Source organism: Micromonospora sp. L5, assembly GCF_000177655.2.
Lineage (GTDB): Bacteria > Actinomycetota > Actinomycetes > Mycobacteriales > Micromonosporaceae > Micromonospora > Micromonospora aurantiaca.
Genome location: NC_014815.1, coordinates 258940 through 277058, shown reverse-complemented (window position 1 = coordinate 277058; position 18119 = coordinate 258940). Strand labels below are relative to the sequence as shown.

The window sequence follows — 18119 nt, the reverse complement described above, 5'->3', positions numbered from 1 at the left end:
AGGTGCCGGCTTGGGCTGCGGCTCCGGCTTGGGCTGCGGCTCCCGGTGCCGGCTGCGGCTGCGGTGCCGGCTGCGGCTGCGGCTGCGGCTTAGCGGCGGGTTAAGGATCGGCTGTGGAGTCGTGCCGGGGCGGCCGGTCCTCCTAGCATCGGGCGGTGCGCGTGAAGTCGGCTGTCACTCTGCTCGCCCTCGCCCTGACGACGGCAACGCTGCCCGCCTGCGGCGACGATCCGGCCGTCGCGCCCGCTGCCGACGTCGGCTCGTCGGCCGGTCCGGCAGCCGCCCCGGCGGCCTCCCCGAGTGGGCGGGCCGGTCTCGGCAGCGCCCGGCCGAGCCCCAGCCCTGCCACCGTCACGTTCCGCGCCGGCAACCCGAACGGCCGGGCCGCCGTACCGGCCGAGGCGCGTCCGGTGGACACCTCGCGCCCGACCCGCACCGTCGGCAGCGGCACCCCGGCGAGCTGCACCTCGGAGGCGGTGGTGAAGGCCGTCGCGGCTGGCGGCGTCATCACGTTCGACTGCGGGCCGGCGCCGGTCACCATCACCATGAAGGCCACCGCGAAGGTGGTGAACTCGCACGGCCCGCGCGTCGTACTGGACGGCGGCGGCACTGTCACGCTGAGCGGCGGCGGCAAGCGCCGGATCCTCTACATGAACACGTGCGACGAGGCGCAGGGCTGGACCACCTCGCACTGCCAGAACCAGGACCACCCCCGGCTCACCGTGCAGAACCTGACGTTCGCCGACGGCGACGCCACGGGCGATCGCACCGAGGGCGGCGGAGGCGGCGCCATCTTCGTGCGCGGCGGGCGGTTCACCGTGATCAACTCACGGTTCGTCGGGAACCGCTGTGACCGCACCGGCCCCGACCTCGGAGGCGCCGCGCTGCGGGTGCTGAGCCAGTTCGAGAACAAGCCGGTGTACGTGGTGAGCAGCACCTTCACCGGCGGGGTGTGCGCCAACGGCGGGGCGCTGAGCAGTATCGGCGTTTCCTGGACGGTGTTGAACAGCGTCTTCCGGGACAACCGTGCGGTCGGTACGGGAGCGAACCCGGCCCGGGGCGGCACGCCGGGTGGCGGTAGCGGCGGTGCGATCTACTGCGACGGCAACGAGTTCGCGGTGCGGATCGCCGGCACTGTCATCGAGGACAACAGCGCGAACGAGGGCGGCGGCGCGATCTTCTTCGTCAGCAACAACCGCACCGGCACCCTGAAGATCGACAGCAGCACCTTGCGGAGGAACCCCAGCCGAGGCTTCGAGACGAAGGGCCACCCCGGCATCTTCTTCCTGGGCGCCCAGATCTCCTGACCGTCCTGCCCGCTCCTGCCCGACCCCGACCCCATCCCGTTCCGCCCCGCCCCGCCCCGTCGATCATGAAGTTGACGGCCTCCCCCTCGGCGTGTCGCGCCGTCAACCTCATGATCGCCGCCTGACCAGCCCGGCTCGCGCACGCCACTCTCGCCCCGCCTCGTCGATCATGAAGTTGACGGTTCCGTCGTCGGCGTGTCGCCCCGCCAACTTCATGATCACCGGCCAACTCCCGGCCCGACGGCGCCCACCCCGCCCGCCTCACCTCGCGCCTGCCCTCTCAGCTCGGTGATCAAGGAGTTTGCGTCCTAGTTGATCTCTGGGAGGGACACAAACTCCTTGATCAACAGGGCGAGGTGGGGCGGGGCGGGCGGGGTCAGGCGGAGACGGCGGGGTCAGTAGGGGTTGGGGTGGCCCGGGAGTTGGCCTCTGGTCAGGGCTGCGGGCCGCCCCGGAAGCGCCGGGTCCGGGGACAGCGGCGGGGAGCCGGTCCCGGCACGAGTGGCCATGCCGGCGAACAGCTCCTTCAGCGCGGTCACCGTGTCGATGCTCGGGCTCCACCCGAGTTCGGTCTCGGCGCGGTGGCTGGACATCAGCGGCACGTTCAGCGCCAGATCGACCCACCCGGTGTCGACGGGTTGCAGCCGCGCCCGCCAGGTCAGCGCCGCCGCGGCACGCAGCACCGGCGTCGCCACCGGCAGCGTCCAGCCGTGGAAGTGCCGGGCCACCAGCTCCGGCGTCAGCACCGGGTCGGCCGCCACGTTGAAGGCGCCGCTCGCATCACCCACGACCGCCCGGGCGTACGCGTCTGCGACGTCGTCGGCGTGCACCGCCTGCATCCGGAGTCGCCGGTTCGACGGCACCAGCGGAATCCGGCCGTACCGCAGCAGGCGCACCGGCACCAGTGGGCCGAGGAAGTACCGGCTGATCTCCGTACCGGCCTCCCGCTGGAAGATCAGTCCCGGCCGCAGCCGTACCACGCGCAGCTTCGGGTGCTCCCGCTGCACGCCGTCGAGTAGTGCCTCGACCTCCGCCTTGTCCCGGCTGTACGACGACGTCTCCACACCGGTCGCCGGCCAGTTCTCGCTGACCGGCTGGTTCTTCGGGCCGGGCGCGTAGGTGCCGACCGATGAGGCGTACACCAGGGCCGGAACGCCGACCCGGACGGCGGCCTCGATCACCGCGCGGCTGCCGCCGACGTTGGTCCGGTAGAGCGTGCGGCGGTCGTGGCTGGGCTGGATCTGCCAGGCCAGGTGCACGACCGCCCGCGCCCCGGCGAAGATCCGCACGAGTTGGTCGGCGGCACCCGGTGCGCCGATGTCGCAGGAGTGCCACTCCACGTCGTCGTACGGTTCACCGGCGTCCGGTCCGGGCAACCGGCGGGCCACGCCGACCAGCTCGGTGCCCGCCTCCCGCCGCAGCCGGCGCAGCACTGCCGTCCCCACGTTGCCGGTCGCCCCCACGATCACGATGCGCATGACGGGTGCGGTACCCGCTGAACCGGGCAGCAACCGCTCACGGACGGGGGTTCGTCCGCGCCCAGCCCTTCTCCCGATCGCGGCGACCCGAGGTGGCGGCCAGGCAACGCGGGCAGAGCCAGCCCTCCGGGTCAGCGTCGGTGAGTACGTCGGTGCCGGAGTAGTCGAACGGCACGTGCGGGAAGCGGCGCAGCCGGGTCCGGCTCAGCGGCAGCCCGCAGAGCGTCTGGTTCCGGCCCGGCAGCCAGGCGTGCACCTCACCGCCGGGGCGGCGTACGCCGTCGTCGCCCGGCACCTCGCGGGACGCCGCCACGGCGGCGGTGCTCGTGACTCGCATGGTCGCCCAGGTTCCCCGGCCGCCGCCGTTCACGCCTGGCGGCGACAACCCCTGGGGTACGCGGGCGCAGCGCGTACTCCCGTGGTGGTAGCCCGATCGACGACTCCGGGGCGACGACCGGCGGCGATGCGCGTCCATACGCTGCCGCCGTCACCACTTGCCGCGACCCGAGGGAGTCCCAGAATGTCGATCCGTCACCTGCTCGCCACCACTGTCGTCGGAGAGTTCGCCCCGGCCGCGCACACCTCGCTCGCCGCCGGGGGCATCGGCGGCTCCGGGCGGGCCGGCGCCACTGTCATCGCCCTGGTGGGCCTGGCCAGCGTGGTCGTCGGCGGGCTGGCACTCAGCCGCTCTCGCCGGGGGCCGGGCGAGGGGCGGGTCCAGGCCCTGGTGGCTGCTGCGGCCGGACTGGTCAGCCTGGTCCTCAGCGCGTGGCATCTGGCGCTGACCACCGAAGGGCTCGGCAGCGGTCAGGGGCGTGCCGGTGCGGTCGCCGGTGTGGCGTTGGGGCTGATCGGGGCGGTGCTGGGCGGGCTGGCACTGGCCCGTTCCCGTCGCACCGCCTGACCGGCCGCCCTCTTTGTCCCGGCCGCTCGTTCCGCCCGAGTCGCTCGTTCCGTCCCGGCGGCTCGCTCAGGAGGCGGTGAGCCAGCCGGGGACGGTGAGCCCCGACTCGTATGCGAGCACCACGAGCTGAGCCCGGTCCCGTACCCGCGTCTTGGTCATGATCCGGCTGACGTGCGTCTTCGCGGTGGCCGGGCTCAGCACCAGCCGGGCCGCGATCTCGTCGTTCGACAGGCCGGCGGCGACCAGGGCGAGCACCTCCCGCTCCCGCTCGGTGAGTGCGTTCAGCCGGGGGCCCGGCTCCGGGTGCCGGGTCCGGGCGGCGAACTCGGCGATCAGCCGGCGGGTGACGGCCGGGGCGATCAACGCGTCGCCCCGCGCCACCACCCGTACGCCGTGGATCAGCTCCGCCGGCTCGGTGTCCTTGACCAGGAAGCCGCTCGCGCCGGCCCGCAACGCGCCGTAGACGTAGTCGTCCAGGTCGAACGTGGTCAGGATGATCACGCGGGCGTCGGTGCCGGCGACGATCTCCCGGGTAGCGGCCAGCCCGTCCAGCAGCGGCATCCGGATGTCCATGAGGACGACGTCCGGCCGTCGTTCCCGCGTCAGCCGTACCGCAGTGGTGCCGTCGGCGGCCTCGCCGACCACCTCGATGCCGTCCTCGCCGTCGAGGATGGAGCGGAAGCCCGCGCGTACCAAGGTCTGGTCGTCGGCGAGCAGCAACCGGATCATGTCGTCTCCCCCTGTGCCGTGCGTGGCGCCGGGACCGGCAGCGGGGCGGGCCGCAGCGGAAGGCGGGCCCGCACCAGGAAGCCGCCGTCCGGGCCTGGCCCGGTGGTGAGCGAGCCGCCCAGCGCCCGGGCCCGCTCGCCCATGCCGAGGATGCCGTTCCCGGGCGGGCCGGCGGGACCGGCGCCGTCGTCCGCCACCTCCACCAGCACCTCGTCGCCGTCCGGCACGACCCGGACCACCGCCGTGGTCGCGCCCGCGTGACGGCTCACGTTGGTGAGCGCCTCCTGGACGATCCGGTACGCGGACAGATCCACCTCCGGCGGAAGCGGCCCGGCCTCCGTCACCTCGGTACGCACAGTCATCCCGCGCCGCCCGGCCGCCGTGATCAGCTCGTCGAGGCGGTCGAGACCGGGCGCGGGCCGGTTCGGCGTCGTACCCTCCTGCCGGAGCACGCCCAGCGCCGCCCGCAGCTCGCGCAACGTCTCCCGGCTCGTCTGCTTGATCACGGTGAGTGCCTCCGCCGACCGTTCCGGGTCGGGCCGGTGCAACGCGGCGCTCGCCTGCACACTGATCAGCGACAGGTGATGGCCGAGCAGGTCGTGCAGCTCGCGGGCGATCCGTAGCCGCTCCTCGGTGGCCCGGTGGCGGGCCTCCTCCTCCTTGCGCTGCTCCGCGGCGAGCACCCGGGCCTGCACCTCGGCGAGATAGGCCCGCCGGTTGCGGGTCACGCCGACGATGACCGCGACGAGCCACCCGGCGTGCAGCAGCGTCGCGCCGTTCCCGCTGACGCCGGTCCGGGTGTAGCTGTCGGCGACGGCGAACGAGACGACCGAGGCCAGGCCGAGCCCCACCGCGACAGCGAGGTACCCCTCGTCGACGACCGTGTACAGCGCCACGACGAACACCAGCATGATCGGCCCGGGCCGGTGCAGCAGCGCCCCGTACGCGGCGACAGCGGCCAGCGCCACCAGCCCCAGGGCCACCGGGTGTCGCCGGCGCAGGTAGAGCGCAGCGGACGAGGCCAGGACGACGAGCAGCGCCACCAGCTCGGCGGTCGTGTCGATGCCCTCCGACTGCACCACCAGGCCGAGCAGGGCCACCAGGGCGACGGCAGGCACGAGAGCGGTCCGCGCCCAGTGCCAGCTCGACATTGCCGAAGCGTAGCGGCCCGCGGACGCAGCGGAGGGCCCCGAAGCGGCGTCGTGTCGGTGTCGGGGCGTGGTCGGGAGGGTCGATGCGCGACGCACGCCGGGCTGATCGGCTTCGGGTAACCTGTGCCGTGCGGGCCGCTAGCTCAATGGCAGAGCTGTGGACTTTTAATCCATAGGTTCAGGGTTCGAGTCCCTGGCGGCCCACTCCCCCGCAGGTCAACGCCCCGTCCGGGGTGTTTTCTGCCGTGATCGAGGCCGGTACAGCAGCAAAGTACAGCGGTAGACCGGCCAGGGTCGCAGCGGCGTGAGCGACACAGCGAAGGGGCGGACGATGGCTGACGAGTCGCTCGTGCGCAACTCACGGCTACTCGGCTTGTTCACCGAGATCGTCCAAGGCCCGGAGGGAACCCTGCGGGCCGTTGAGGCCGCCGGGCGCGGCATCGCTGCCGAGGCGCGCTGCACACTCGCCGTACTCGCCGACAAGCTGACCATCAGGTCCGGCAGCCGGGACGAGCTGATTGAGAGCGCTCTTGCATCCGCCGATCGACTCATGGAGCTAGGGGCCATCGAGGACGATCTGAGCGAGCTGTGGTCCCGTCGCCGAGAGCGCGGTCTTGGCGACGAGGCTTTTGAGGCAAGCCTCCAGCAGATCGTCCTTCGCCTGGAGGCATGGCCCCTGTCCTGGTCACGCCAGCCCGAATGATCGGCGGCCCGTCTTTCATCGGTCGAGTGCGCGGCCGAGCCGCTTGAGCACGTCGAGGGTGGCCGCCGAGGACACCACCGTGTAGATCTCCATCGTGATGGCGAACTGCGCGTGCCGGAGGATCTGCATAGCCACCCGAGGGTGCACGTCCAGGTCGGCCAGGAGCGAGGCGCAGGTCCGCCGGGCGTCTCGGACGGTGATCCGCCGGACCCCAGCCGCGCCGCAACGTCGGTCCCAGAAGCGGTTGAAGTTGCGTGGCTCGACCGGCCGGCCATACCGCGTGGTGAAGATCAGCTCGGAGAGCTGCCAGGCCGGGCCCGCGGTGTCCCGGGCGGCGGTCTGCGCGGCCCGCCGACGGTCGAGCGCCACGGTGCAGATGTCGGTACGTCTCAATCAACCCGGACAAAACGATTTGCTCGCTGCCTGAGGTTGACACAGGGGGTGTCATCGGTCGAGCGCGTTGCCGAGCCGCTTGAGAGCGTCAACGCCAAGTGACCGGTCGCGGGTTGGCCCGTCAGTGGTGGAACCGCCAGCGGGTCGCGGTCAGTCCGTCCGAGCCGTAGCCGAAGGCCCGGACCAGAGAGATCTCGTAGAAGGCGTACCGGGGTGATCCGGGCAGACTCTCGTCGTGGGCTCGACCGTCGCGGATGTCGAATGCCCAGCCGTACTTCGTGGCGAAGGCGGCGGCCACCCCGCGCAGCGCGGCATCGCCTGCGACCTGGTGGGCCTTGCCCTCCACCACCAGGTCGAGGTCTTCGCCGCCGACGGTGAGGACGGTGTGCGGGTTGCGGGCCAGGTTCCGGCCCTTGCGGGAGGCCGGGCGGGTCGCGACGCACGGCGCGCCGTCCACCAGTACCAGCATCACCGGGGCGGCATGCGGGCGACCGTCCGGCCGCACCGTCGACAGCCAGCCCCGGTGCGCCGATCGGAGGCATGACAACGCCTGGCTCCAGGGCTTGATGGTTGCCACGTCGGTGTCGAACGGTGTCGCGTCCTTCGGCTGGAAGAGCAGCTCGGCGATCGGCGTACTGACGGTCATGACGGATCCGTGGAGTCGTCGTACTCGTCGTGCAGCCGCCACCACTGGTAGGGCTGGGTCTGCGGCCAGCCCTCGGGTGAGTCTTCCCAGGTCTCCTGCCGGCCGTACGGCGTCAGGTCGAGGAAGGTCCAGTTGCTGCCGAGCCGTTCCACGCCGCGGGCGGTGGTGGAGTAGGTACGAAAGATCCGGTCGTCGGCGCGGAGGAAGACGTTCAGCGCGAACCCGTCGCCGGCTCCCATGTCGGCGTTGAAGCTGTTGTGCAGCGACGAGTACCAGGGCAGGGTCCAGCCCATCCGGTGCCGTAGCGCCATGAGGTCGGCAAGTGGGCCACCGGAGATCAGCGCGAGGGTGACGTCGCGGGCGTTGAGGTGGGCCGGGTGGCCGACGTTGTCGGTGAACATCGAGCAGCCCGAGCAGATGTCATCGGCCCCGTGCCACATGAAGGTGTACACGATGAGCTGGCGGCGGCCCTGGAACAGGTCGGCCAGACCGACCGGCCCGTCCGGGCCCTCGAACACGTACTCCTGCTCGACCAGCGTCATCGGCAGCCGGCGACGCGCCGCGGCAAGCGCGTCGAGCTGGCGGGTGAGCATCTTCTCGCGGCTGCGCAGGGTGTCCAGCGCGGTCTGCCAGTCCTCGGTCGGCACGATCGGTGGATGGTTCATGCGGCCTCTTCCCCGTCTCGTCAGCGGCATCAGGTCAGACCGTTCCCTTAAGGAACGATGCCGATGTGACGTTAACAGAGTCCGTTCCCTGAAGGAACCATCATGAGTATCGTGGGGCCATGCAGCGAACGCAGTTCGGCGCGATGGCGTGCTCGATCGCCCGCACCCTCGACGTCATCGGTGAACCGTGGTCGCCGCTGATCCTGCGCGACGTCTACGCCGGCACACACCGCTTCGAGCAACTCCAGCGGGGCCTCGGCGTGTCCCGCAAGGTGCTCGCCGAGCGCCTGAACTGGCTGGTCACCCAGGGCGTGCTGACCCGGCGTGAGTACTCCACCCGGCCGGTCCGCCACGAATACCTGCTCACCGACAAGGGCATGGAACTGTGCGATCTGCTCCTGGTCATGGTGCGGTGGGGCGACCGGTGGACGGCGGGCGAAGCCGGCCCGCCGGTGCTCTACCGCCACCACGCCTGCGGCCGGACCAGCCAGGTGGAACTGCGGTGCTCGGCGTGCGGACAACCCATGCACGCCACGGACATCGACCTACTACCCGGCCCCGGCGCAGACTCGCGCGACGAAGATGGACTACCCGACCGAGACGAACGCCGGCAGCCCGGATGAGCGCCTGTCTCCGCGAGGCCACGCCGGAAGCCGGCCGAGCTTCGTCACCCGGTCGACCATCGACCGCCCTCAGCGGTCGTCGCATCGAAAACGGTGCCCCCACATAAACGCTCGTTAGGCCTAAGGTCAGCGGCTATGGCGAATACGAGTCGCAACCTGGGACTGGGGCACGGCAGCGCGTTCGGCGAGCGTGGGGTGGCGAAGAGGCTGGGCACATTGAGCCGGCACACATCGCTGACCGGCCGGCGATTACTGGAGATCGGCTGCGGGGACGGCACGTACACGATGCGGCTGGTCGGCGCGTTCGAGCAGATCGAGGCCGTGGACATCCAGCAGGATCGGCTGGAGCTGTTCCGGGAGCGGCTGGCCGGCGATCCGGCGGCGGCCCAGAAGATCAACGTGCGGGAGTTGTCGGCTACCGAGCTGGACTACCCGGACGAGAGCTTCGACCTGGTCACCGCCATCGAGGTGGTGGAGCACATCGACGACCTCGATGCCGCCCTGCGGCAGGTCCGTCGCGTGCTCGTGCCCGGCGGCTGCTTCGCGCTGACGACGCCCAACCGGTGGTTTCCGTTCGAGACGCACGGGTTCCTGATCCGCGGTAAGCGTTACCGGCCAGCGCGGGGTCCGTTCCTGCCGTGGATCGTGCCGCTGCACCGGCGGCTGGCCGATGCCCGTTGCTTCACCGCCCGTGGCTTGTCCGCGCAGCTCCGGCGGGCCGGGCTGGAGCGGGTAGCGGTGGACTACATCATGCCGCCGTTCGACCGGTCCCACTTCGGGCGTCGTATCCGGCCGGTGACCGACACGGTCGAGCGATCGCCGTTGAGGTTCTTCGGCATGGCCCTGGCGGTGGTCGCCCGCCGACCGGCATGACGGTCCCACCGAAACCACAGGGGTACGGCCGGACGCCGCGCACCTGCCCCATCCGTGACGAAGGGCCTCGCGCGCGCTGGCGGCCGAGTACCGCACCGAGTTGCTCGTCCCCTGACAGGTACGGATCAGCCGTGCCGAGCGGCGACATCCAGCAGACCTTCGTAGAACTCGACGAGCTCGGTGTCGCTCGGGTCGATCGTCCGTAGGCAGCGGGCCACACCCTCGGTGAGCGCGGCGGCAATTCGCTCGGCTCGGTCCGGTTCCAGGCGCGGCAGCCTCAGCAGGCTCATCGACCGGGCGGGCCACAGATACATGTCCAGGTCGTCGTCCTGAAGCATCCCGGCGGGCACCGCCCTGACGATGTCCGCGTAGACGCGGCCCTGGATGTACCACTCCCGGTCGGCGTCGAAGATCACGATCATCATTGCCGTCTCCGCTCCCCCCGCGCGCCGGCTGTCCCACACAATTCGATCCAGCCTAGTTCTCATCCTGCGTGGACTCGGGTCGCGATCGCAGAGACGCGACGGACGGGCCCGGTGTTCGCGTTCACATCGGGCCCGTCCGTCGCGCGCCTTCCGGATGTGGGTCAGCTCGTCGCGACGAGCTGGAACCGCTGGTTGGCCTGGCCGTTGCAGTCGTAGATCTGCACCTGCTGGCCGTTGCCGGTGCCCCAGACGTCGAGGCAGCGGCCGGACTGGACTCCGGTGATGGTGCCGTTGGAGTTGACGTTCCACTGCTGGTTCGTCTGCCCGTTGCAGCTGTAGATCTGGACGGCCGAGCCGTTGCCGGAACCGGCGGCGTCCAGGCACATCGAGCCGTACACGGTCAGTTGCCGGCTGGAGGTGTACGTCCACCGCTGGTTGGTCAGGCCGTGGCAGTCGTAGAGCTGTACCCGGGTGCCGTTGCTCTGCGAAGAGTTGGGTACGTCGATGCACCGGCCGGACTGGTTGCCGACGATCCGGCTCGCGCCGTTGGTCGGCGGCGGCGTGGTCGGCCCGCCGGTCGGCCCGGCGGTCGGCGACGCGGTCCCGGTCGGCGTGGGGTTGGGCGTCGCGGCGTTGAGGACGTTGAGGACCGAGGTGTACGCGGCCTTCTTGTTGCCGCCGCCGTCGAACAGCAGCGGGTTCTCGTTGGAACGCCACGAGTCGCTGTCGCGCACGCCCCACACCGTGATGCCGATGCAGCGCGGCACGTTCAGACACGCCTGCGTCAGACCCGCGTACTGGCTGGTCGACGAGTTGGTGACGTCGACCTCGGTCAGCGCCACGTCGACGCCGAGCGCGGCGAAGTTCGACAGCGTGGTCTGGAAGTTGCCCGGCAGCGAGCTGCCGCCGGTGAAGTGGGTCTGCAACCCGACGCAGTCGATCGGCACACCGCGGGACTTGAAGTCCCGGATCATGTTGTAGACGCCCTGCGTCTTGCCGTACGACCAGTTCTCGATGTTGTAGTCGTTGTAGCAGAGCTTCACCGACGGATCCGCCGCCCGAGCGGTACGGAACGCCACCTCGATCCAGTCGTTACCGGTGCCCTGAAGGTTCGACTGACGGCGGCTGCCGTCCTCGTTGAACGCCTCGTTCACCACGTCCCACGCGGCGAGCTTGCCCCGGTAGTGGGCCATCACGCCGTTGATGTGGTTGATCATGGCGGTGCGCAGCGAACTGCCGCTCAGGCGCTGCATCCAGGCCGGCTGCTGGGCGTGCCACGCCAGCGTGTGGCCGCGGACCTGGAGGCCACGCTGAGTCGCCCAGTTGTAGATCTGGTCGCCGGAGGAGAAGTTGAACTGGCCCTGGTTGGGCTGGAGCGCGTCCGGCTTCATCTCGTTCTCGGCCGTGATCATGTTGAACTCACGGGCCGCGATGGTGCTGTAGGTGGAGTCGCCGAGCCGGCTCGCCGCGATGGCGGTGCCGAAGTACCGGCCCGACTGTGCCGCGGCGGCGCCGAGCGTGCTCGCCGCCGCCTGGGCCAGGCTGGGCACCACGAGCGCGGCACCGGCCAGTGCCAGCGCGCTGGTGACGGCGGCCAGCACCACCCGGTGACTGCGCCTCGGTAGATGTTTCATGACACTCCTCTGCATATCGGACGATGATGCGCTGGCGATGCCCGGCTGGACGCGGATGAGAGCCGGCGGTGCGCTCACTCCCCGCGTCACTGCCCTGAAACTTTTCGAAGATGTACCGGTAACTTCCCTGGGAAGATATCCGCGACGGCACGATCGGTCAATGTCGATGTCAACGCGAACATGGACTCAACCGGCTGATCAGCGCGGGAGTCCATGCATGGCTATGAGAGCGAAGCGCAACGAGAACCGGGACGCGGACCGAAAGTTTCGGAGAATCCCGGCCCGGCCGCTCAGCGATCGGCGGCGTCGTACCGCTCGCGGTTGGCGTGCACCTCGTCCATGTGCGCCTCGGCCCACAGCTTCATGCCGTACATCAGCCGGTGCAGCGACTGACCGAGGTCGGTCAGCTCGTAGGTGACTGTGACCGGCACGCTCGGCGTCACGGTGCGGGTGACCAGGCCGTCGCGTTCCAGGGACCGCAACGTCTGGGTGAGCATCTTCTGGCTGACCCCGGCCAGCCGACGGGACAGCTCGGAGTAGCGCATGACCTGCGGCTCCGCGTTGCGGTCCGGGCCGTCGCGGCCGAGCGCGGCCAGGATCAGCGCCACCCACTTGTCGGAGATCCGGTCCAGGAGTTGCCGGCTCGGGCAGCCGGCGAGGAACGCGTCGTACTCCTCACGCGCCTGCGCCCGCTTCTCCGCCGCCGTCTGCGTCGGCATCGTCCGCACCTCCTCCTACCCGGGGGTACCCAACGCACTCCGAAGTGCGTACTTCCCGAAAGAAAGTTACCCCTCCATCGTGGAGCAGGGCATTCCTCAAGAACAAGGAGACACCATCATGGGTACGCGTACCTTCCGCGCCGCCGTCGTCCGCACTCCGGGCGGACCGGACACGATCGAGATCATCGACGTTCCGGAGCGCGAGCCGGGGCCCGGCGAGGTCCGGGTGGACGTCGCGGCGGCACCGGTCAACCCGGCCGACCTCGGGGTCGTCGGCGGCTTCTTCCACTCGCTGGGGCTCATCCACCAGCCGCACCACACCGGCCTGGGCTGGGACTTCGCCGGTGTCGTCGCCGCGGCCGGGCCGGGCGTCGACCTCGCCGTGGGCACCCGGGTCGCCGGGCTGGTCGGCGGGTTCGACCGCGACTTCGGCACGTACGCCGAGCAGCTCGTCGTAGCCGCGGCCGACGTCGCCGTCGTACCCGATGATCTGGATCTGGTGGCGGCGGCGACGGTGCCGCTCAACGGCCAGACCGCGGCGCAGATCGTCGACCTGCTCGGCGACCCTCCCGCCGACGGCCGGCTGCTCGTCACCGGCGCGGCCGGCGCGGTGGGCGGCTACGTCGTGCCGCTCGCCCGGGACCGGGGATGGCGGGTGACCGGCCTGGCGCGGGCCGGGGACGAGAAGTTCGTCCGCGGACTCGGGGCCGACTTCACCACGGCGGCCGAGCCGGGCTGGGACGCTGTCGCCGACGCCGCCGGATGGCAGGACCAGGGGCTCGCGCTGGTAGGCGACGGCGGCGTGTTCGTCGGCGTACGGCCGAACGCCCACCCGGCCGCCGAACGCGGTGTCACGGTGCGCGCGGTCGACGTGCGCCCCGACGGGGCACGCCTGGCCGACCTGCTCGCCCGCACCGCAGCCGGTGAGCTGCCGGCCCGGGTGCACGCGGTCCTGCCGCTGGACCGGGTGGCGGACGCGCACCGGGCGGTGGCCGAGGGCGGGGTACGCGGACGCTACGTGCTGCGTCCCTGACCGCCGCGCGCCCGGTCCAGCACCTCCTCGACGGTGAGCGGGCTGCGCGGATGGTGGGTGAGCGACAGCGGGGTGCGGATCTTGCGGGGTGCGGCGCCCTCGGCGGCGAGGTAGAACTCGCCCACGGTGAGGCGGGAGATGTCCGGCACGTCGCCGCCCTTGGCCCGGGCCATCTCCCGGGCTGCCTCGATCTGGATCGGGCTGTTCATCAGGCCGTAGAGCTGGGTCGCCGCATTGCCCGGGATGCGGTTGTGCAGGCCCTTCGGCGCCTGGGTGGCGAAGATCAGACCCAGGCCGTACTTGCGGGCCTGAGCGGCCAGCGCCAGTGTGCTCTGGGTACACGCGGTCATCGCGCCGGACGGGGCGAACGTCTGCGCCTCGTCCATGATGAGCAGCCCGAGCAGCGGCCGGTCTCCGGCCGGGTTCTTCTTGATCCAGGCGAACAGGGCCATCTGGAGCTGGTTGACGAAACTCTGCCGTACGTCGTCGGACGGCAGACCCACCAGGCTGACCACCGAGACGCGGGCCCGTTTGCCGGGGGCGGGGGTGAGGAGCACGCCGGGGTCCATCGGTGTGCCCTCGCCGCCGAACAGCGGGTCGTTCACCATGGCTGCGGTCAGGGTCTGCGCCAGGCTGAGGCCGATCTTGTCGGCGTCGTCCAGGTCGATGATTCCGTCCGGCAGGTCGGCGAGCGTGTCGATGAGGCCCTGCAGGCGGGAGCCGCCGCGCCGTCCGTAGTGCTCGACCGCCTTGCGCAGCACGGCCAGCCCCAGATGAGCCCGGGTGGCCCGCCCGGTGAGCATGGCGCGTGGTGCGAGGGACGCGACGGCGGCCTCGACGGCCTCGCCGAACTCGTCCGGGTCGTCGCGTACGCCGGTGAAGTCGGGCAGCGGCTGGAAGCTCAGCGGGCGACCCGAGTTGCGGCGGGGCGTCCAGACGACGACGTCGGTGTGGGTGAGGTAGTCGCGGGCCCGGTCCGCGTCGCCGGGGCGCCACTGTGCGGGCGGCTCGGGCCATCCCTCGCCGAGCCGTGCGAGGTCGTTGTTCGGGTCGAGCACGATGGCGGAGATGCCCGCCAGCGCGCACTCCTCGACGATGCGGCGGATGAGGACGGTCTTACCGGAGCCGGACCCGGCGAAGATCGTGGTGTGCTTGCGCAACGCCTCCAACGCCAGCGGCACGGGCGTCCCGTCGTCGTACCCGTGCCCGACGACGAAGGAGGGATCGGCCGGGCCGGTGACGGCAGCGGCTGGCGGGGGCTCGGCGGGTTCCGGCAACGGCCCGGCGTCGGGGCCCCACCGGTCCACGTCGGCCAGGGCGTGCTGGAGGAACTTCAGCTCCCGGGTCGGCCGGCGCTCGGCCAGCCAGCCCTGCAGGTCCATGGTGGCCTCGGCGAGCATGACCCGCAGCGCGGAGAGGACTCGCAGGTCCTCCTCGTCGACGCCGAGCGTCTGGCCGCCCGCCGCGGTGAACGCCCCCACCGCCTTGCTGGTGGCCGCGCTGGTCGACCAGGCGCGGTTGCGCAGCAGGAACAGCTTGCGCCTGCCGGAGCCTGTGTCGAGGGCGGCGGCCACTGACGCCTTGCGGAGCCGGGCCAGCGCGGCGTTGCCGTGGTGGTCGTCGCCGATCGCCCGGAAACACCAGTGCACCTGGTCCTCGGTGCGCTCGTCGAGCGTGAGCCGCAGCCGGGCGTGCAGCGGCGGGTCGGTGCTCGGGGGCGGGTCGACGCTGAACGCCTCGCCCGCGTCGCCCCGCTCCAGGATCCAGGCGGTGAGCCCGGCGGCGAGCAGCGGCGGCATCGCCGCGTCCTCGGATGTGCGGCGCAGCGGGCCCGTGACGTCGGCGGCCTCCCGCAGCTCGGCGAACCGGGCGTCGTAGCGGTCCATCTCCTCGCCGGTGGCGGTCACCGGGGCGGGCCGGGGAGCCCGGGGTTCCGCGATGGGCGGCTCGCCGAGGCTCGTCATCTCCCGGACCTCGTCGTCGGCGAGGCATTCGCGGATGTGCTTGTCGATCTCGATGAGCAGCTGACGCGGGGTGAACGCACCGGCCCCGGCGAAGGCGCGCGGTGATACCGGCCACGACGGGTACGGCGGGACGAACCCCGCCTCCTGGTAGCGGAGGGTGAACCGCTTCTCGATGATCGCCCGGGCCACGTCGGCGTCGTCGATGCGGCGCAGCGGCGGCGTCTCCCGGAACCGGTCTGCGACGGTGTCGGCGGCGGTGGACTTGATGATGGTCCACGAGTTCGGAATGCAGGCCAGGACGGTGAGCGTGCGCCGGGTCGTCTGCCGTAACGCCATCAGGCCGTCCGCCATCCGGGCCAGCATCAGCGCCTGCTCCGGGCTCATCGCAACGGCACCGGCCAGGGCGGGATCGCTCTGGATCGCCAACTGGGCGATGAGCGTGTCGATCTGGTCGATCGCCACCACCGACGGGCCGGTGAGGGCGAGAAGCCAGGACAGGTCCTGCACGATCTGCTGGGCAGGGCGCGGAACGCGGCGCATGCCCCAGGCCGCGCGTTCCCCGGCGGCCACCTCCTCGCCCGAGAGGAAGTAGTTCTCCGCGATGTCGCGGTGGGAGATGTCCTCGGAGGCGCTGAGCGCTAGCGCGCGAGCCGTCTCCTGGCAGGTGCGGGCGGCATGCCTGTCGAAGGCGCCCAGCCCTTCCAGGAATGCATCGAGCGCCGCTCGGGTCAGCTCGGTGTCGCCCATGACGGCCCGGCGCGCCGTCCGGGGTGCCCCGACCAGGGCGGACAGGCGCCGCAGCAGCAGTTTGAGCTGCGTCTCGCGCCTGCCGGGCACCGGCCGGGACAAGCCGTCGAGCATCGCGGCGAGCACGCCGTCCCAGAAGCTACCGGCGTCGAGCAGACCGACCAGGAAGAAGTAGCCGTCACGCTCCTGCACCTGCTGGCGGATCACACCCAGCAGGTGGGTCTTGCCGGAGCCGCGCTGACCCTGAACGACCAGGCCGAGCGGGCTGCCGTGCGGGTTCGACGCGGCCTCGTCCACCCCGGCGAGCACGTCCCGGAGGACCGGGACGTGCAGTCCCTCGACGTGGAAGGGCAACGGCCGCCACACGTCGTCGGGCACCGGCGCCCAGTCGAACCGCAGGGCGGCCAACGCGTTCCGTTCCGCCTCGTTCATCACACGCCGATCGCCAGCAGATGGTTCTCCTGCCCGCCGAGGCGGAGCGCGGCAGCGGTGTCCGCCTCGGTGAGCGTCTTCTGGTTCGACTCCGGCGCGATGGTGACGCCCTCGGACCGGCTGAGCTGCCGCAGCGCCGCGTCCAGGTCGTCGCGGGGCAGATCGGCGAAGAACGGTCGCAGGCGCCGCAGGCTCACCCAGGCACCGGGCTCGTCGGCGAGCGCCCGGTACGCGGCGACGACACGTGCCTCCAGCGCCCCGGACGCTTCGGGAGCCGGTGCCGGGGCCGGGCCGCGCACGTCGGTGAGCGCGAAGAGTTCGGCGAGCGTCGCACAGCCGCTGCGGGCCAGGACACGATCGCGCAGGTGCGCCTGCATCGCGGTGAGCGCGGCGCCGAGCGCGCTCGCTCCCCGCAGCGTGAAGTCGAGGTCGCTCTGCATCCGTACCCAGCCCTTGTCGTCCAGTTGCAGGGCGTACGTCGAGCCGCTCTTGCGGCTGGCGACGTAGTGCAGGCGGGTGAGCTTGTCGCGCTGCGGCTTGCGTACGTCCAGCCCGTAACGGTCGCGGAGTTCGGTGTTCAGCACCTCCCGCGCCTCGGCCATGAGCACGACGAGGATCGCGCTCTCGGATGCGGTCAGGTCATCGCCGGCCATGATGCCGTCCTTCCGCCAGGTCTCGGCGACGTGCCCGCAGATAAGTGCCGATCTGCTGGACCACGGTGCCGACGTCGTGGACTACTCGGGCGTTCGTGAAGCGCAGGACGGCGTAGCCGTCCAGTTGCAGTTGGACGTCGCGTTGCCGGTCGGCCTCGAAGCGAACCGGGCGGCAGTGCTCCGGACCGTCGATCTCCACCACGCACCGCTCGTCCGGCCACAGTAGATCCAGCCGCACCGGCGCGGCCAGGCGGTGCGACTGGTAGCTCTGGTTCCATCTCCGTCCGGCCGCCCAACTCTGGGCCGCGAGCGCCGCCTCCAGCCTCTTCTCGGCGTCGCTGCCCGGGTGCGGCCGGCCCGCCACCGGCGCCTGGCCGACGGGCGCTGCCGGCGGTGCGACGCGGAAAGCCGGAAGTCCGTCCAGCCCGACCGCACCGGCTCCGGCCAGCCAGACCGCCGGGCCACCGTGCTGCACGAGCCACGCGGCCCCGGCCGCCATCACCGCGCCGTCACCGTGGGCCGGCTCGGCGAGCAGCACCACTTTCCGTCTGCCGAATGCGCCGGCGACGAGACGCGCCAACGCGGCGGCCTGGGCGCGCAGCGGGAGCGTCGTGGCGCCGGACCGTCGCCCGGTCACCGCGAAGACGGCCAGGTCGGACAGGAACGAACCGGGGTAGCGGTCACGGCGCGAGCGTGCGGCGGCCGCGGCTCGCACGGCGGCGAGTCCGGAGGTGTCCGGGCGGACATCGTGCGCGGCCTCGGGCAGCCAGGCCGGCAGCAGCTCGACGGCGACCCGTTCGAGCCGGTCCAGCACGGCGTGCACGAAGTCCACGGGCATGGTGCACGCCGAGACCGGGCGGTGCACGACGGCGGCCAGCTCCGCGTGGTCGCGGGCGATCATCATGGCGACCGCGTCGGCGTCCGCGCCTAGCAGAGCGACGACGCGGTCGGTCGGCAGACCGGCGAGGACCGGGTCCATGCAGCGTCGACCCTCCCCCACCGTCGACCCCGGACGTCGGATGACCAGAGTACGAATCGTC

The 18119-nt window shown here is 71.6% G+C and carries 18 protein-coding genes, 1 tRNA gene and 1 pseudogene; 7 read left to right on the top strand and 13 right to left on the bottom strand.

Annotation, left to right across the window (positions count from 1 at the left end; genetic code table 11):
* Positions 1-161: 161 nt before the first annotated feature.
* The gene (locus ML5_RS01425; RefSeq protein WP_013473495.1) at positions 162-1307 is read left to right on the top strand and encodes a hypothetical protein; all 1146 of its coding nucleotides are present in this window, start codon (positions 162-164) and stop codon (positions 1305-1307) included.
* A 395-nt stretch (positions 1308-1702) separates the two neighbouring features.
* Here ML5_RS01425 and ML5_RS01420 read toward each other — a convergent pair whose 3' ends face one another.
* Both ML5_RS01420 and ML5_RS01415 read right to left on the bottom strand, forming a co-directional pair.
* Entirely contained in the window at positions 1703-2785 is a 1083-nt protein-coding gene (locus ML5_RS01420; RefSeq protein WP_013473494.1) for an NAD-dependent epimerase/dehydratase family protein, read from the bottom strand.
* 37 nt (positions 2786-2822) lie between these two features.
* Complete coding sequence (locus ML5_RS01415) at positions 2823-3122, bottom strand: hypothetical protein (RefSeq protein WP_013473493.1); 300 nt, start codon at positions 3120-3122, stop codon at positions 2823-2825.
* Between the two features lie 183 nt (positions 3123-3305).
* Between ML5_RS01415 and ML5_RS01410 the strand changes: the two genes are divergently transcribed.
* Positions 3306-3689: a DUF6223 family protein gene (locus ML5_RS01410; protein WP_013473492.1), complete on the top strand. Its 384-nt coding sequence runs from the start codon at positions 3306-3308 to the stop codon at positions 3687-3689.
* A 66-nt stretch (positions 3690-3755) separates the two neighbouring features.
* Here ML5_RS01410 and ML5_RS01405 read toward each other — a convergent pair whose 3' ends face one another.
* On the bottom strand, positions 3756-4418 hold the full coding sequence (locus tag ML5_RS01405; protein WP_013473491.1) for a response regulator transcription factor: 663 nt from the start codon (positions 4416-4418) through the stop codon (positions 3756-3758).
* A complete protein-coding gene (locus tag ML5_RS01400; protein WP_041784043.1) occupies positions 4415-5569 on the bottom strand; it encodes a sensor histidine kinase in 1155 nt (384 codons plus the stop codon). Before ML5_RS01400 ends, ML5_RS01405 begins: the two co-directional genes overlap by 4 nt.
* 132 nt (positions 5570-5701) lie before the next feature.
* Here ML5_RS01400 and ML5_RS01395 point away from each other — a divergent pair.
* Positions 5702-5773: transfer RNA gene (locus tag ML5_RS01395), tRNA-Lys, on the top strand.
* A gap of 127 nt (positions 5774-5900) precedes the next feature.
* Entirely contained in the window at positions 5901-6272 is a 372-nt protein-coding gene (locus ML5_RS01390) for a hypothetical protein (protein ID WP_013473489.1), read from the top strand.
* A gap of 15 nt (positions 6273-6287) precedes the next feature.
* Here ML5_RS01390 and ML5_RS01385 read toward each other — a convergent pair.
* From ML5_RS01385 to ML5_RS01375, 3 genes and pseudogenes are all read right to left on the bottom strand, one after another.
* Positions 6288-6653 (bottom strand): annotated as a pseudogene (locus ML5_RS01385) (tyrosine-type recombinase/integrase); the annotation flags it as partial.
* Positions 6654-6786: 133 nt separating this feature from the next.
* A complete protein-coding gene (locus ML5_RS01380; RefSeq protein ID WP_013473488.1) occupies positions 6787-7311 on the bottom strand; it encodes a pyridoxamine 5'-phosphate oxidase family protein in 525 nt (174 codons plus the stop codon).
* Positions 7308-7976: a DUF899 domain-containing protein gene (locus tag ML5_RS01375; protein WP_013473487.1), complete on the bottom strand. Its 669-nt coding sequence runs from the start codon at positions 7974-7976 to the stop codon at positions 7308-7310. Before ML5_RS01375 ends, ML5_RS01380 begins: the two co-directional genes overlap by 4 nt.
* Before the next feature lie 119 nt (positions 7977-8095).
* Between ML5_RS01375 and ML5_RS01370 the strand changes: the two genes are divergently transcribed.
* Both ML5_RS01370 and ML5_RS01365 read left to right on the top strand, forming a co-directional pair.
* Entirely contained in the window at positions 8096-8599 is a 504-nt protein-coding gene (locus ML5_RS01370; RefSeq protein ID WP_013473486.1) for a helix-turn-helix domain-containing protein, read from the top strand.
* 135 nt (positions 8600-8734) lie between these two features.
* The gene (locus tag ML5_RS01365; RefSeq protein WP_013473485.1) at positions 8735-9472 is read left to right on the top strand and encodes a bifunctional 2-polyprenyl-6-hydroxyphenol methylase/3-demethylubiquinol 3-O-methyltransferase UbiG; all 738 of its coding nucleotides are present in this window, start codon (positions 8735-8737) and stop codon (positions 9470-9472) included.
* A gap of 125 nt (positions 9473-9597) precedes the next feature.
* On the opposite strand, the gene ML5_RS01360 is transcribed toward ML5_RS01365, so the two are convergent.
* The 3 genes from ML5_RS01360 to ML5_RS01350 all read right to left on the bottom strand — a co-directional run bounded on the left by ML5_RS01360 (position 9598) and on the right by ML5_RS01350 (position 12250).
* Positions 9598-9894 carry a hypothetical protein gene (locus ML5_RS01360; RefSeq protein WP_221489540.1) on the bottom strand — a complete coding sequence of 99 codons (297 nt, stop codon included), beginning with the start codon at positions 9892-9894 and terminating at the stop codon, positions 9598-9600.
* 164 nt (positions 9895-10058) lie between these two features.
* Positions 10059-11531 (bottom strand): endo-1,4-beta-xylanase, encoded by a 1473-nt coding sequence (locus ML5_RS01355; protein WP_013473483.1) that lies wholly within the window; start codon positions 11529-11531, stop codon positions 10059-10061.
* Between the two features lie 290 nt (positions 11532-11821).
* Positions 11822-12250 carry a helix-turn-helix domain-containing protein gene (locus tag ML5_RS01350; RefSeq protein ID WP_013283488.1) on the bottom strand — a complete coding sequence of 143 codons (429 nt, stop codon included), beginning with the start codon at positions 12248-12250 and terminating at the stop codon, positions 11822-11824.
* Between the two features lie 118 nt (positions 12251-12368).
* Between ML5_RS01350 and ML5_RS01345 the strand changes: the two genes are divergently transcribed.
* The gene (locus ML5_RS01345; protein WP_013473482.1) at positions 12369-13283 is read left to right on the top strand and encodes an NADP-dependent oxidoreductase; all 915 of its coding nucleotides are present in this window, start codon (positions 12369-12371) and stop codon (positions 13281-13283) included.
* On the opposite strand, the gene ML5_RS01340 is transcribed toward ML5_RS01345, so the two are convergent.
* Genes ML5_RS01340 through ML5_RS01330 form a run of 3 tightly spaced genes read right to left on the bottom strand, consistent with a single transcriptional unit; the run spans position 13265 to position 18058 of the window.
* Complete coding sequence (locus ML5_RS01340) at positions 13265-16426, bottom strand: helicase HerA domain-containing protein (RefSeq protein WP_013473481.1); 3162 nt, start codon at positions 16424-16426, stop codon at positions 13265-13267. The two genes, ML5_RS01345 and ML5_RS01340, sit on opposite strands and share 19 nt — an antisense overlap.
* The gene (locus ML5_RS01335; RefSeq protein WP_013473480.1) at positions 16426-17079 is read right to left on the bottom strand and encodes a hypothetical protein; all 654 of its coding nucleotides are present in this window, start codon (positions 17077-17079) and stop codon (positions 16426-16428) included. The genes ML5_RS01340 and ML5_RS01335 overlap by 1 nt, the downstream gene beginning before the upstream one ends.
* Entirely contained in the window at positions 17066-18058 is a 993-nt protein-coding gene (locus ML5_RS01330) for an endonuclease domain-containing protein (RefSeq protein ID WP_013473479.1), read from the bottom strand. The genes ML5_RS01335 and ML5_RS01330 overlap by 14 nt, the downstream gene beginning before the upstream one ends.
* Between the last annotated feature and the right edge of the window lie 61 nt (positions 18059-18119).